The organism is Candidatus Jordarchaeum sp. (assembly GCF_052745115.1).
Window position 1 is genome coordinate 1 of sequence record NZ_JBRAKS010000079.1, and the last position, 13,204, is coordinate 13,204.

Sequence of the window (13,204 nt, forward strand, 5' to 3'; positions counted from 1 at the left end):
TTATTTACAATATAGAGCTTAAAATAAGTTAAGTTTTGGATTATACCTTTCCAATGTTTATTCTAGAAGCTTTTTATTATTGCAAATTTTTTGATATAAAAAGAGTGGTTCAGTGATGAATTGTGAGTTTAGAGAAATACAGGCAAGTTATGGAGGAGGTACACAACTGCTACAGATAAGTTTATATAAATTATTAAATATTAACTTAAGTTATGGTACTGATTAGGTTGAAGGAGGCTGCAAAATACACGGGTTTACATCCAAACACGCTGCGCAGATACATAGACCAGGGCGTAATAAAGGGCATAAGGCTTGGGAGCGGCAGACACCGCTTCGTGGAGAAATCCGAGTTGGACAAGCTCAAAGGAACCACCACAGAAGAACCGAAGGGAGTAGCGGTCTACCTCCGTGTGTCAACACGGAAGCAGCAAGAAGCAGGAAATCTAGAATAGAAAGACAGAGGGAGAGGCTGCTCGGAAATTCCTGGTATCCGGGGGCTCTCCTTCTTGGAGAGCTTGAAAACTAACCTACCATGTCTCCATGTAAAGATATGTTAAGTTTTAGTGACCAGGATTTTACGGAAGACAATGATTTTATAGATAAGACAATTAAAAATCTTAATTTGGATAAAAATTCAAAGATATCGAATGTCGGTACCGTTTTTGGTGCTATGTCAAAAAATATGGATTTACGATTGATTATATCAATCCTGGAAAAATATTTAACAGGGATGATTTTTCATTTGAATTAATCGAAGGAGATCTAGCTAATATTTTCATATTTAGGAAGAGTTAAGTACACATCATTTTTTGTCTCTTAGCCTGATTGAAGAGATAAAGCTGAAGAAATATTTCCATTAAATAATCTTATCGTATATTTGATATTTACTATATATTTGCTTCACGAAATTTAGGATTGCCTAAATAGTGAATGTTATATATTAAAGATAGTGTAGTAATATCCGGATTTGCGATTTAGAAATGAAGAGGAATCCCAATTTTAGTTGAATAGGAGTGTTTTGAAAATGAAGTTGGGCAGAATTGAAAAATGGTTTATGAATAGGCCGGGACATACTAAACATGTTATTAAGCTTGCTGAAAAATTGTTGAATTTTGTAGAGGTAAAGGAAAATCAGCGTTTTCTCGAGGTGGGATGTGGTAGTGGAGCGGTTTCTAAACATATTGCTGAAAATTATCATCTTAATGTTACTGGAACGGACTTGGACGCAGATCAGATAGAGCTTGCACTAGAAAGCGTTAAGGATGTTCCAACTATTCGTTTTTTGGAAGCTGATGCGACTAAATTGCCCTTTAAGGACAATGATTTTGACATTGTATTATCGTTTGGAGTGATGCATCACATACCTAACTGGTTAGATGCCCTTGAGGAGATAAAGAGGGTTTTAAAACCAAAGGGATTTTTCGTTTACTGGGATCTTCTTTTTCCTAAATGGTCAGCTAGGATATGGAAATTGTTTACGAAAAATTATGGTATCACAACTCTTAATGACCTAAACTCGTTTATGGAGAAAAACAGTTTTACTGTAATTTATACTTCATCATCAACATCATTATTCGGAAAACACTACGAAGCAGTATTCCAAAGATAAAAAAATATTATTAGAGGATTAATAATTATTTTATTGGTTCGACTCCTACTATGTCGCTTAGCTTTCCTTCTGGTTCTTCCTTCCAGACTACGCGAACTCTCATTCCGATGTGTACTTCCTCTGGCTTTGCGTTCATTAGTATTGTTGTGTATTTTGAGTTGGTTCCATCGAAATTAACAAAAACCATGATGAGTCTTTCTCCTTCCTTCAGCCAACCCTGCTCCACAGGATCTAATCCCAAAACCTTAACTTGACCCTTCTTCACCACTTGACTCAAAGTAAAAGCCTTAACAGTACCCTCATCGCTCACATTAACCCGGGCATCTATCTTTCTCCAGCACCTACCACAAATATTCCTCATAGGAACATACACGAATCCACAACCAGTACATAGAGATCCTATTATTTTCTTCTGCTTGAATCCCTCAAGAAGTTCCCGATAGAGCGTGGGGGCCTTATAGATGTAGGAGCCTATGGGCCATACGCCTTCCACGGCAATTGTTTCTTTTCGTCCTTTTTTAGCCATTATATCACCACCTTAACCTTGGAGTATCTCCAAGAACTGTTACTACTGTGAAGTTGGTTGAGCCACCCCATCCATGGGCCACGGCGTTCCTGACATCCTTAGGAACCTGGTGTTCATCTGCCTTACCCATTATTTGGAGCGCAGCCTCTGCTACCCTTTGCATGGCTGAGGAGCCTATAGCATTAGTGGAGAGTACCCCTCCCGAAGGGTCGATGGGCGTTTTGCCATCTATTTCTGTTTCTCCTTCTTCTAGGGGAATCCAGGCCTTACCATCATCAAAGATTAGTAGTCTCTCTGAGTACATCAGTTCCTGATGCGGGAAGGGCTGGTAGATCTCAACAACGTCAATCTCTTTTCTCGGATTTTTTATCCCGGCCATTCGGTAGGCTTTCATCGCTGCGATCCGGCACTGAATTTGCTCTGAACTATCCATTACGGATACACCTTGAGCATTTTCGGCTTGTTGGTTCTCCTCGTCGGCACAGGATGCAAGTCCCCTAACCCAAGCTGGCCTATCAGTTTTTCTGGCTCTCTCCTCAGAGGCAACTATTATAGCGGAGGCTCCATCACTAGCCGGGCAAACATGTCCAAGTCTTAGGGGATAAGCAACTACCTCACCGAACTTAGGGTGTTTGGCTAAGGATTCAGCGGTGCAGTTGGGCCACTGTAGATGAGCATACTTATTCTTAGCCGCATTTCTTCTAGATTTAGCCGCAACCATGTCCAAATGCTCTATTCTGCAACCAGACCGGTGCATATACTCTCCCGCTTGATAACCAGAAACGCCTGCGGCTGCACCCACTCCTCCACCATAAGCAAACGAAGTTCTCACATCCACTCCAGATTGAAGCAGGTGGAACATGTTGGCTAGTCCTACATGGGCTAATCCCATTGTTGCTCCAGGCTCCTTGCTATCAGAGTGCTTCTCAAACCCAATAGCGAGAACCGTGTCGAAGAGTCCAGAAGCCACCTGATACATTCCACACTGGGCCACCGAGCCCCCAGTGGTGCCACCAGTGGCGACTCTAAGCACCGGCTTTCCCGGAGCTCCAAACAAATCTCCGCTCCACAGCTCCGCCTGGCAGATACCGCCAAAACCCTGCATATTTCCAATAGCTATTGCGTCTATATCCTCAGGAGCTAGTTCCGCATCCTGCATGGCTTTCCAAGCAGCCTCTGCTATCATTTCCGCGGCGTTAACATCCCTCTGTATTCCGTGTTTCGTCTGCCCTACACCAATTACCGCAATATTTCTCCACATTACTCCTCACCTCCCAGAATATACACGATATTTTGCTGAGCACATATCCCTGTTTGACCATGAGCCAGCGCTTTCCAAGCACCTAGTACTTGGCAGTCTCCGGCTTCGCCTCTAATTTGCATGGTGGCTTCAACCACTCTTATCAGCCCGGTGGCGGATATGGGATCTGCTGAGAGGGTGCCACCACTCGGGTTGACTGGAAGCTGTCCATCCATGAATGTGGCACAGCTGTCTATCAGGGTTCCTCCCTTGCCTTCCTCGCATAAGCCTAATGCCTCATAGATCATAAGCTCCTCATGTGCGTATCTCTCAGATACCTCAGCCACGTCCAGTTCTGCAAATGGGTTCCTTATGCCCGCCATTTGGTATGCTTTCTTTGCCGCCGCTTTAAGGCTCTCCAGTTGGTAAAGTTTCCTATCTCTGAGGTATGAGTCTTGGCTGCTGCCTACACCCTCTATCCATACTGGGTAATCTGAAAGCTCTCTGGCTTTCTTCTCCGAGGCAAGCACTACTGCGGCTGCTCCGTCACTTATGGGAGACATGGTGAGTTCCCTTATTGGGTCATAATAGAGCTTGGAGTTTAACACTTCTTCTAAGGAGATTCCGGGCATTCTTCTATGTGCATGGGGATTCTTTGCGGCATTACTAAGATTCTTAACAGAAACTATAGCCGCCTCATCCTCAGATATGCCATATTTGTTCATGTATACTCTTGCTTGAATTGCGGCTGCTGAAATGTCGTTTAGAACCCCTATCTGCCTATCGAAGGTCGGGTCTAATGTATAGACGGAGATCTGGTGGGGGTTGAAGGTTGAGCCCTGAGTGTTAGCCACTATAAGCGCTATGTCGTGAGTGCCCGATAGGATTTTGAGCATCCCGTAAAAGAGAGCGTTGGCTCCATCCATCTCCACCTTAGTGTAATCTTTAAGATAAGCCCCAATAGGCATTACGAGGAAAAGCTCTGAGATAGTTCTCCCATCGTAGTAATCGTTTGTGGCATTGATTACGGTGTCAATGTCCTCCCTTTCAATACCAGCCATCTTGGCGGCTCCCTTGGCCACCTCAAAAACCATGTCTTCCCTAGTCATTGGCATATTTCCCTGATGGTAAGATTGTGCATATCCAATTATAGCTACTTTCTCCCTCATCATATTCACCTCACTTTGCCGGTTTGAAACCTTTAATATCGGCAATTTCGCCTTTGGTCTCCTCACGCCAGACCACTTCGACTTTCATGCCAACTTTAAGTTTTTCTGGATCTAGGTCTACTAGGGGCATATAGATGGTTGAGCCGGCTCCGTCAAGCTTTATAGCTCCAATTGCTTTCGGCTTTTCTAATTCTCGGAAGTTTCCGTTACCGTCGAGTTCGACATAAGCCGTGGTGTAGCCTACTAGAACGCCCTTACTCGAGAGTTCCGTCAAGTTTTTCTCATCCATCTTTGTAGAGCACTTACCACACCTTATTCTCGGGGGAACATAGGTGTAATTACACTTAGAACATTTAGCCCCTAAGATTTTCTTGTTTCCTAGTTCTCTGATGAACCGGTCCATCAGTTCGCCCACGGACCAGCGGAAGGCGGCAACGACCGGAATTCCTGTAACTGGAATAACTTCCTCTTTTGAGCTTGTCAAAAATTATCCCTCCTTAAGTTCAAAATTTGTGGAAACATTGTAAAGTATCTATTGGGGAGGTTAATAAAATTAACGTTAACATAATGGAGGGAGGTATAAAAAGCAAATAAAAGATTAAAACCATTTTTTTGACCCATTATATTGAATAAGCAGTATTGAAAGTTATAAAAGTATTAGATGAACTATTTTAATTAGTGAATGGGGAGTTTATGAAATGTGGTTTCCTAATGAGTATCGGATCAAGAAGATTAAAATGGATTTAGAAAGAGTTAGGGAGTTGGGGATGAGTTCAATTGTGGTGGCGGGTTGGCTCACGGACTTTCTCATTAAAGTAGAGATTGAACGTCTCAGAGAGAAATATCCAGAGCGTAGCTGCAGGGAGATAACAGAGATTCTTAGACGTATTTTATCTGAGCGTGATCGGGATGAGTTTTGAGAACTTCTTGAAAAGAACCATTTGGGCGCTGAATAAGGCAGGACTTGATTATGTTATTGTGGGCGGTGTTGCGGCGATACTTTATGGTAGGCCTAGGGCAACGTTTGACGTTGACATCGTGATCAATATTCAACCCTCAGATACGGAGGCAGTTAAGAGTCTGGTTCAAGCCTTCAGTAGCCATAGCTTGGAAGTGTTTGAGCACAAAATCGTTTCCACGCTAAAAGAGAGAAATTACTTCTCTGTATTTGACACAAAAACTCCCTTCAGAGTAGATGCAAAAGGAATATACACCCGTCTAGACTCAATGCTACTGAAAAATCGTAAGAAGGCAAATCTGCTGGACTTAGAGGTGTGGATAGCCTCACCAGAGGATATGGTTATTACTAAGCTCATCTACGGCTCGCCACAAGACATTGAAGATGTGATTTCCATAATACTGAACCTCAAGGAGAAACTTGACTTCGAGTATCTTAACCAGCTAGCAGAACAAGAAAAAGTAAAAGAGCAACTGAAAGAAATCTTCGAGAAAATAAAATAGAATCGCTTTTAACATAATTCTGGGACACTTAGCCGCTATTTATTTAAATTAAATATAAATCTGATAAGACTCTCATTTTTGCTGAGATTTTTCCAGTAGCTTTCTGATTTTCCTTAATTCATTGAGAATTTTCAGGTTGGTGTCTTCTTCATAGGTTTCTACAGCTAATGGTTTCTTGCCTCTAACAAATTTCATTATTACCTCTCTTAGTTCTTCAAACTGTTCTATTCCGTTCAATTTTATTTCGGCACCGGCTTTACCAGTGTAGCCCGCGGTTTGGATTTTGAGCGCTGCTATTCTCAGTCTTCTGGAGATAGGGCCTTGGCCAATATCAATGTTGGTTATTCTGTTGTAGGGCACGATTCCCGTGTTTTTGAACCAGACGCCTCTTCTCCAAACTATTTCAGTATCAGTAAGCTTGTAAAAAATGGTATTGTAGTATTTCCTAATCCAGTACACAACGAAAACCAGTATGGGCAGAATAAATATCGAATAGACAATGATACCAGTAATTAGGAGTGAACCTAGACCCAGTAATGAAAAGTACCATGGTAAAAACAAAAAACAAAAAGCTATAACTAAATAAGCGTAGTAAAGTTTTCTAAATTGTGGAGCAGGCTTAAAATCTTCACCAATTTGTATTTCAAAACTTTTCTTCAAAACATTGACCTCTCAATAATATTGAATTTTTAGTAATTTTTCATATATTTAAAAAATAAATACCCTCATAAATTAATATTGCAAATACTACAAATTGATACTAGCCGAAAAAAAATTATCCGATTATGCAAGGAATTTTTTTATTTCTTAAGTGGAATTTTTATAAATAAATTGCCTAGAAAATCTTAAAGAATGGATGATTTTTGGTAAGTGGCTTTACACCCAGTTTTTTAGAGTTGTATAGTATTGAGGCATCAATCATGGCTGAGACAGGGAATATGTTTTCAGCTTTAGCCATGGAGCCATAAATAATGAAGTTTGCACCCAGGGATTGGGCTAGCGCTACTGTTCCTCCTCTGCAAACCCTCTTAGCGTAATGTCCTAACTCCTCAACTTTTTCCCACTGACCCACAACTCCCACCGGTGCGGTGCCTGCTGGCAACCCGAACTCACTTTTCACAATGTAGAGAGCTCTAACCGCCGGGCCTATACTTGGAACATCATATACCGAAGTTAGAACCATCGGTTTCTCTATACCCGCTCTAAAAGCTTTGTCTAGGAGTCCCTCCATTTCGGGGGTTCCTTTGAGTATTTTTAGCATTCCTTCTGGCCAAGTGTTTCTAGGGTTAAACGCTTGTATTACAGATGCTTTAAGACCTATCTCCTTGATATTCTCTATTTCCTCTTCACTAACGGCAAAGTTTATCGAGTTATAGACGATTCTATTAAGAAGCCCAACCTCCTTAGCATAATTTGAAGCATGCAACCTTACTGAAGCATCAGGTCCATTTATGAGAATAGGAATATTGGTAAACCCTGATACAAAGTCAACATATTTTTCAAGGGCTTCATTCGTTTCTGCTACCACATCAACCATGCAGGGATTCCCCGTCTTTTCGGAAAACTCCTCCTGGAGCCTTATAAGCCGCTCCGCTTCTTCACGATCAAACACTCCCTTCTCTCGGTTTCTGACAATTTTATGTCCCATGTGGAATAGACTTCCAATTAGAACCGTCGGCAGTTCACCTGGCTGCCCTCCGAGTTTCACACCCCCAACTTCTATTATCATCTGTTCCTTCTCAAACTTAAACATGAAGACCCCCCATAATACTATGTTATTTTCTTATCTAAAAGATTCATTCATACTAAAAAAATAAAGAATAAGGCGGAGTTACTCGATTTCTATGGGAAATGCCCCCCACTTCTTTATCGAATTAACTAGAGCTTCAACATTTTCCGGTGGGGTGTCCCTCGGAACCTGGTCTCCAAAAACTGCGCAGCCACCGCCGGGAGCCAAGACCTTTATTAAATTCTTAACGTGGTTTTCTATTTGCTTCGGAGTCCACTTGCTTATAATACCTGCTCTTACCCCGAAGAACCAAGGTTTCTTTAGCCTGTTGGACATTTCCTTGATTTTCTCCGGTGGCAACCAGTCAGACTCTAGCATAACCACCATGCCAAGCATTGACCCTGTTTTAACTACAACATCTTCCATGATTTGCTCCCAGCCCGGAATCTCAACCACGGGGAAGCCTCCCGCCCACATCATGGGACCCAGCCTCTTTATGAGATCTGCCGTGTGAGGAATTACGAAGTCGTAGACAAGCTGGGGGCTAGTTGGGGGAATGCATGAGAAGGCATCAGCTAGTGCTGGAAAGGCCGGGACGCCTCCTATTGCTTCTTGCTGGGTTTTCACAAGTACTTCGATGACATCTTCCGAGAAATCGAGGATTTTGTGGGCAAACTCGGGGTTTTTCCTCGTGTCCTTAACCAGGTTGTTGAAACCTCTTATCTGGACTGCCATTGACCAGGGGGCGCTGGCTACCGAGAAGGGTAGAGCGTACTTCCCTAATTTCTCCAGGTATATTTTCAGGCTATCAATAATGTAGGGGCCACGTCCCGCCTTGTTGAAGTCTGGTATCTCCAGTTTTTCCAGGTCTCTTGGCTCCTTTATCAAGGGTTCGAGAATTACTGGGAAGCTGTCTTTGGGGAAGAGCATTTTTGCTCCCAGAGCCTCGGCCTCGTAGTTATAAGCGTCGGCAAACACCATGGGAGTGTCAAACTTGTATTTCACTGAAGCGTAGAGCTGGGCGTAGAGCATTTTCTTTGGATCTGTGCATATTTCCTTAACGGTTACGCCCGCTACCCTTGCTGAATGGTCGTGTATCTGCATGAAGACCGGCAATCTGTCAGGCTCCATGAACATTACCACCTTAGTGAAACGATCCACCATAGTGTTGGCCTCCTTTGAGGCCATGTCCTTGAACTGCTCCGCTAGTTTATCTATCTCAGCATCAATATTAGCTTCAGTTAGTTTAGCCATCCTTCTTTACCTCCTATCCTCCTATCAATTTTTTCGCCACTTCGACTGCTTCTAAGGCATCGTTGGCGAAGGCATCAGCCCCTACTTCCTGCACATGTTTGGGGTAGACTGATGCTCCTCCTATCAGATACTTTATTTGCTTTCGGACACTTGCTTTCTTGAACTCCTCGTTTAGCTTCTTGAGTTCATCTATAGTAGTTGAAATATATGATGAGGATCCCACTATCTGGGGCTTCTCCTTATTAATAGCTTCAATGAATTTTTGAGGAGAAACGTCTATGCCCAAATCGATCACAAGGAATCCGGCACCACGCAGCATCGCCACCACAATGTTCTTCCCAATGTCATGGACATCTCCCTGGCAGACACCCATAACAATCTTCCCTATGAATTCGGAAGCTCCTGATTCAAGTTTTGGAAGCAATATATTTAGTCCTTCGTTCATCGCCTCGGCGGACATTACTAGGTCTGGGACGAAGTACTCTTTGTCCTCATACTTTTTTCCCACCACATCCATAGCTTTACCCATTCGCTTGATTATGTCTGTTGGTTTAGTGTTTTTATCTAACAGCTCCTGAGTTGCTTTTTTAGCGTCGTCAGGTTCACCATCGATAATTGCTTCTTCAAGCCTGTTCATTAAATTTTCAGCCAAAAAACACTCCTCCATTAACCAGTTTATATAACTAATTTATATATAAGTTTTTTTAAAAATTTAGAAATTTTTAATCGGGAAATTATTTTGGAGAATTACAAATTTTTTTCCCAATTTTTGAAAAAAGAAATTGAAGTAGGTTTATTCGATTTTTATAGGATATTTTCCGTACTTCTTTATCGAGTTGACGAATGTTTCCAAGTTTTTTGGGGGAGTGTCCCTTGGTATCTGGTCACCGATTAGCATGCAACCACCACCGGGACCTAGAATCCTTATAGTTTTCTTAACATAGTTCTCTATCTCCTGAGGTGTTCCCTTGCTTATTAGGCCGGCTCTTGTTCCGAACAACCAGGGTTTGTGAAGTCTGTTGGAAATTTCCTTAATTTTCTCAGGTGGCAGCCAATCAGACTCTAACATCACAATTGTACCTATAAAAGTCCCGGACTTCGTCACCACATCCTCCACGATTTTTTCCCAGTCTGGAATCTCTACCACGGGGAAGCCTCCCGCCCACCACGCCATACCTAGCCTCTTTATGAGTTCCGCTGTGTGAGGGAGGATATAGTCGTATACTATTTGGGGGCTGGTTGGTGGAATGCATGAGAAGGCGTCTGCTAGTACTGGCATTAGTGTTTCCATTCCCATTTCTTCTTTCTGGGTTTTAACGAAAGCTTCGATGACATCATTGCTGAAATCAAGTATTTTGTGAGCGAATTCCGGTCTTTTTCTTACGTCTTTTATCAGATTATTAAAACCTCTCAATTGGACTGCCAAGGACCAGGGTGCGCAACCCACTGCAAATGGGAGACCTCCCACCTCACCTAATTTTTCTTGTTTAAGTTTGTTTCCTTCAATGAGGTAGGGTACTCGTCCCGCCTTACTGAAATCTGGCATTTTCAGTTTTTCCAAGTCTTCTGGCTCTTTTATTAGTGGTTCTAGTATCACGGGGAAGCTGTCTTCTGGAAAAAGCATCTTTGCTCCTAAAGCTTCGGCTTCGAAATTATAAGCATCAGCAGCATTAGCAATGGTATCAAGCTCATATCTTACACTCGCATAAAGCGCAGCGTAGAGTGCCCTCTTGGGATCGGTACACATCTCTCTAAGAGTTATTCCCGCTATTTTTGCGGCATGGTCGTGTATTTGCATAAATACCGGCATTCTGTCGGGTTCTTGAAACATCATTACCTGCGCAAACCTCTCCGCCATGCTGTAAGGCTCCTTAGAAAGAATTTCAATATATTTTTCAGCCAGTTTATCTATTTCAGTGTCAATATTTTCATCTGTTATTTCCATATATTTTCCCTCTTACATTTTCACTATATTAATGTAATATAAAAAATTATGTAAAAAAGTAGTAGTTTTTGTAGACAAAAGATTAATTTTCTGGTTTCTCTAGGTTTTTTTCTCTGACACAAAGTGACAGTAGCCATCCTTTGCCATTAGTGCTTTTATGCCGAAATCCGTCTCAATATTCATATTTTCATAAAGTGTTTTGGCTAATGAGGAGCATGCGTGTTTGCAGAACATTTGATTTGATATATTTTCACCCATCTTCTCTTTGATTGTGTTATAGATTGAACAGTTTTCTATCTTGAAGCCCAGTCTCTTAAGATTGCTCTCAGTTATGTTAACTTTTTCTATTTGAAGGACGCTAAGGTAACATATTTCAACATACCTTTGGGGCACGTTTGGAAACTGGCCTACTTTTTCCGCGTGAGCCTTTATTACATGATAGGTTGTGTCTTGGTACTTTTCACCCAAATCAAGCGCTTTTATCATCAGGTTATATCCGTACTCGGTGAAAAATTTCTTCAACGCGTCTTCCAGTTCCGCGCCTCTTAATCCAGAGGTTTTTTTGGCTAAGTTGTTTACTGTTTTTTCTGCATTGAATTCCTCATAGATTGCGTCTATAATTTTTTGGTTAATATCAAAATACATCTCGGTCAAGGTTCACTCCTCAGCTGATTTTTAATGCATTAACAGGACACACATTAATGCAGTCCCCACACATCACACATCTATCGGCTAATAGTGGCATGAGAAGATAAGCAGCAGGCTCTTTGGGATCCGTCTCTTTATACATTTCGTTCTTGATCGCCATTACCCCAAAAACGCCCTGAGGACACACTTCTAAACACTTTTTGCAGGCAAAGGGAGTAGTGCACCTAGAGGTGTCAATACTTATTTTGGGTACAATCGTTTTTGTACTCATATACATCACCAGAGGTTTTTCAAATAGGGTGTGCTCTCACGCTCGATTAGGCTGATTGCCTCTTGTTTGCAGCCGGTTGCGCAGACACCACATCCAAAGCACCTAGTCATGTCAATTACAAACTTATTCTTGGTCACAATTTTTCTTATCGCTCCGAACTGACACCTTGACGCACAAGTACCACAGCCTACGCACTTTTCAAGATCGATCTTAGCTACGTAATGACCCTTAAGTACATATTCAAAATCGTAGAACTGACGCATCCTTAGCGCTAAGCAATCATAATCACAATTACAAATTCCTCCTATGTAGGGAGAACCAAATGTCATTACAGTGTGAACCATGCCTTTTTTATCCCAATTCGCAATCCATTCCTTAGCCTCTTCGGGGGAAACAAACTCGACACCACCCTTATATCTCTCCGGCCACCTTTCCCACTTGTAGACTCCGACACCGGTAGCCAAACAGGAGTAACTTTCCCTATCGGTTTCCTCTCTTGCACGTAGCAATCGTCTGCAAATACACGAGAGCAAAGCTAAGGGATGAGCTAAGTTATCAATAATGTAGTTACACTCCTCTAGAGTTATAACCTGGCAAATGTTAACTTCCAATAGTTTCTTGTTAACTTTTTCTCTAACTTCTGGAAACTTTTCTGGGTTATTGAACTTCACTTGAAGAGCCCCTATCATGAGCTCCCCAGCAACAGTTTCAGGATCCTTACCGGAACCAACCTTGTATCCTGGAGGTCTAATTTTGTATAAATTTCTAGCATAGTTTTCTGGTTTAAAATACCACCTTTCTCCATTACCAAACAAATCGCATAACTTACACAAGAAATTCATCTCCCTAGAGTAAAGGATAAGCTACAGTCATCTTTTAAATAATAAATATTTTGGTTAATTCCTAAAACTGTTATCAATTTGGTGCTTTAGCATGAATACGTGAGTTTCGCTTGAAAATAGAATTTTCTGTTATGATATAGTCATTTTATTAAATCGGAGAAAGTTATTGAGGGGGTTTTGCATCCTTGCGTGATTCTGACGCTGGTTTACCCTCAATGCCCCAATGAGATTTCGGGATTTCATGGATTATAACTTCCACAGCAATAGGGGGGATACCCATGTCCACAAAGACCTTAGTTATACCCTCGATTATTTCTTTAATTTTTTCTTCTGAGAAACCCTTCCATATATGCACATGAACAGTTGGCATTATATCATCTCCAAATAACTGGTTTCTAAATTATAGAAATTAATTAAATAAGTATTATGGTAAATAAAATCTTTTGATTTAATAGAAGGGACGCCGCCTTAGGTATGTATTTTTCCTAGTTTTTACTTGTCTTATGCTGG

The 13,204-nt window shown here is 41.7% G+C and carries 17 protein-coding genes; 4 read left to right on the forward strand and 13 right to left on the reverse strand.

What is annotated here, in order from left to right:
- Window positions 1-212: 212 nt before the first annotated feature.
- Complete coding sequence (locus ACUVXA_RS07565; RefSeq protein ID WP_445870640.1) at window positions 213-452, forward strand: helix-turn-helix domain-containing protein; 240 nt, start codon at window positions 213-215, stop codon at window positions 450-452.
- 572 nt (window positions 453-1,024) lie between these two features.
- The gene (locus tag ACUVXA_RS07570) at window positions 1,025-1,609 is read left to right on the forward strand and encodes a class I SAM-dependent methyltransferase (protein WP_445870641.1); all 585 of its coding nucleotides are present in this window, start codon (window positions 1,025-1,027) and stop codon (window positions 1,607-1,609) included.
- A 25-nt stretch (window positions 1,610-1,634) separates the two neighbouring features.
- Here ACUVXA_RS07570 and ACUVXA_RS07575 read toward each other — a convergent pair whose 3' ends face one another.
- The 4 genes from ACUVXA_RS07575 to ACUVXA_RS07590 are packed head-to-tail and all read right to left on the reverse strand — an operon-like array spanning window position 1,635 to window position 5,028.
- Entirely contained in the window at window positions 1,635-2,135 is a 501-nt protein-coding gene (locus ACUVXA_RS07575; RefSeq protein ID WP_445870642.1) for a Zn-ribbon domain-containing OB-fold protein, read from the reverse strand.
- 4 nt (window positions 2,136-2,139) lie between these two features.
- Complete coding sequence (locus ACUVXA_RS07580) at window positions 2,140-3,396, reverse strand: thiolase C-terminal domain-containing protein (RefSeq protein ID WP_445870643.1); 1,257 nt, start codon at window positions 3,394-3,396, stop codon at window positions 2,140-2,142.
- Window positions 3,396-4,547: a thiolase family protein gene (locus ACUVXA_RS07585; protein WP_445870644.1), complete on the reverse strand. Its 1,152-nt coding sequence runs from the start codon at window positions 4,545-4,547 to the stop codon at window positions 3,396-3,398. Before ACUVXA_RS07585 ends, ACUVXA_RS07580 begins: the two co-directional genes overlap by 1 nt.
- Window positions 4,548-4,554: 7 nt before the next feature.
- Window positions 4,555-5,028, reverse strand: coding sequence for a Zn-ribbon domain-containing OB-fold protein (locus ACUVXA_RS07590; protein WP_445870645.1), 474 nt, complete (start codon window positions 5,026-5,028; stop codon window positions 4,555-4,557).
- 214 nt (window positions 5,029-5,242) lie between these two features.
- Here ACUVXA_RS07590 and ACUVXA_RS07595 point away from each other — a divergent pair, with 214 nt between their 5' ends.
- Window positions 5,243-5,464: a hypothetical protein gene (locus ACUVXA_RS07595; protein WP_445870646.1), complete on the forward strand. Its 222-nt coding sequence runs from the start codon at window positions 5,243-5,245 to the stop codon at window positions 5,462-5,464.
- 7 nt (window positions 5,465-5,471) lie between these two features.
- A complete protein-coding gene (locus ACUVXA_RS07600) occupies window positions 5,472-6,005 on the forward strand; it encodes a DUF6036 family nucleotidyltransferase (protein ID WP_445870647.1) in 534 nt (177 codons plus the stop codon).
- A 72-nt stretch (window positions 6,006-6,077) separates the two neighbouring features.
- Here the strand turns inward: ACUVXA_RS07600 and ACUVXA_RS07605 are convergent, their stop codons facing one another.
- The 9 genes from ACUVXA_RS07605 to ACUVXA_RS07645 all read right to left on the reverse strand — a co-directional run bounded on the left by ACUVXA_RS07605 (window position 6,078) and on the right by ACUVXA_RS07645 (window position 13,064).
- Window positions 6,078-6,665, reverse strand: a complete 588-nt coding sequence (locus ACUVXA_RS07605) for a PH domain-containing protein (RefSeq protein WP_445870648.1) — start codon at window positions 6,663-6,665, stop codon at window positions 6,078-6,080.
- 175 nt (window positions 6,666-6,840) lie between these two features.
- Entirely contained in the window at window positions 6,841-7,758 is a 918-nt protein-coding gene (mtrH, locus tag ACUVXA_RS07610) for a tetrahydromethanopterin S-methyltransferase subunit H (RefSeq protein WP_445870649.1), read from the reverse strand.
- 78 nt (window positions 7,759-7,836) lie between these two features.
- Window positions 7,837-8,988: a uroporphyrinogen decarboxylase family protein gene (locus ACUVXA_RS07615; protein WP_445870650.1), complete on the reverse strand. Its 1,152-nt coding sequence runs from the start codon at window positions 8,986-8,988 to the stop codon at window positions 7,837-7,839.
- Between the two features lie 13 nt (window positions 8,989-9,001).
- On the reverse strand, window positions 9,002-9,640 hold the full coding sequence (locus ACUVXA_RS07620; RefSeq protein WP_445870651.1) for a corrinoid protein: 639 nt from the start codon (window positions 9,638-9,640) through the stop codon (window positions 9,002-9,004).
- 141 nt (window positions 9,641-9,781) lie between these two features.
- A complete protein-coding gene (locus ACUVXA_RS07625) occupies window positions 9,782-10,933 on the reverse strand; it encodes a uroporphyrinogen decarboxylase family protein (protein WP_445870652.1) in 1,152 nt (383 codons plus the stop codon).
- 99 nt (window positions 10,934-11,032) lie between these two features.
- Entirely contained in the window at window positions 11,033-11,587 is a 555-nt protein-coding gene (locus ACUVXA_RS07630; protein WP_445870653.1) for a hypothetical protein, read from the reverse strand.
- Window positions 11,588-11,597: 10 nt separating this feature from the next.
- Window positions 11,598-11,852: an ATP-binding protein gene (locus ACUVXA_RS07635; protein WP_445870654.1), complete on the reverse strand. Its 255-nt coding sequence runs from the start codon at window positions 11,850-11,852 to the stop codon at window positions 11,598-11,600.
- Between the two features lie 5 nt (window positions 11,853-11,857).
- Window positions 11,858-12,685, reverse strand: coding sequence for an ATP-binding protein (locus tag ACUVXA_RS07640; protein ID WP_445870655.1), 828 nt, complete (start codon window positions 12,683-12,685; stop codon window positions 11,858-11,860).
- A gap of 172 nt (window positions 12,686-12,857) precedes the next feature.
- Window positions 12,858-13,064 carry a tautomerase family protein gene (locus ACUVXA_RS07645; protein ID WP_445870656.1) on the reverse strand — a complete coding sequence of 69 codons (207 nt, stop codon included), beginning with the start codon at window positions 13,062-13,064 and terminating at the stop codon, window positions 12,858-12,860.
- Between the last annotated feature and the right edge of the window lie 140 nt (window positions 13,065-13,204).

Bases quoted from the DNA above. Each gene is read 5' to 3' on its own strand.
- mtrH (WP_445870649.1), bottom strand. From the start codon at position 7,758: ATGTTTAAGTTTGAGAAGGAACAGATGATAATAGAAGTTGGGGGTGTG.
- ACUVXA_RS07615 (WP_445870650.1), bottom strand. From the start codon at position 8,988: ATGGCTAAACTAACTGAAGCTAATATTGATGCTGAGATAGATAAACTA.
- ACUVXA_RS07645 (WP_445870656.1), bottom strand. From the start codon at position 13,064: ATGCCAACTGTTCATGTGCATATATGGAAGGGTTTCTCAGAAGAAAAA.
- ACUVXA_RS07625 (WP_445870652.1), bottom strand. From the start codon at position 10,933: ATGGAAATAACAGATGAAAATATTGACACTGAAATAGATAAACTGGCT.
- ACUVXA_RS07570 (WP_445870641.1), top strand. From the start codon at position 1,025: ATGAAGTTGGGCAGAATTGAAAAATGGTTTATGAATAGGCCGGGACAT.
- ACUVXA_RS07580 (WP_445870643.1), bottom strand. From the start codon at position 3,396: ATGTGGAGAAATATTGCGGTAATTGGTGTAGGGCAGACGAAACACGGA.
- ACUVXA_RS07635 (WP_445870654.1), bottom strand. From the start codon at position 11,852: ATGAGTACAAAAACGATTGTACCCAAAATAAGTATTGACACCTCTAGG.
- ACUVXA_RS07575 (WP_445870642.1), bottom strand. From the start codon at position 2,135: ATGGCTAAAAAAGGACGAAAAGAAACAATTGCCGTGGAAGGCGTATGG.
- ACUVXA_RS07595 (WP_445870646.1), top strand. From the start codon at position 5,243: ATGTGGTTTCCTAATGAGTATCGGATCAAGAAGATTAAAATGGATTTA.
- ACUVXA_RS07585 (WP_445870644.1), bottom strand. From the start codon at position 4,547: ATGATGAGGGAGAAAGTAGCTATAATTGGATATGCACAATCTTACCAT.
- ACUVXA_RS07565 (WP_445870640.1), top strand. From the start codon at position 213: ATGGTACTGATTAGGTTGAAGGAGGCTGCAAAATACACGGGTTTACAT.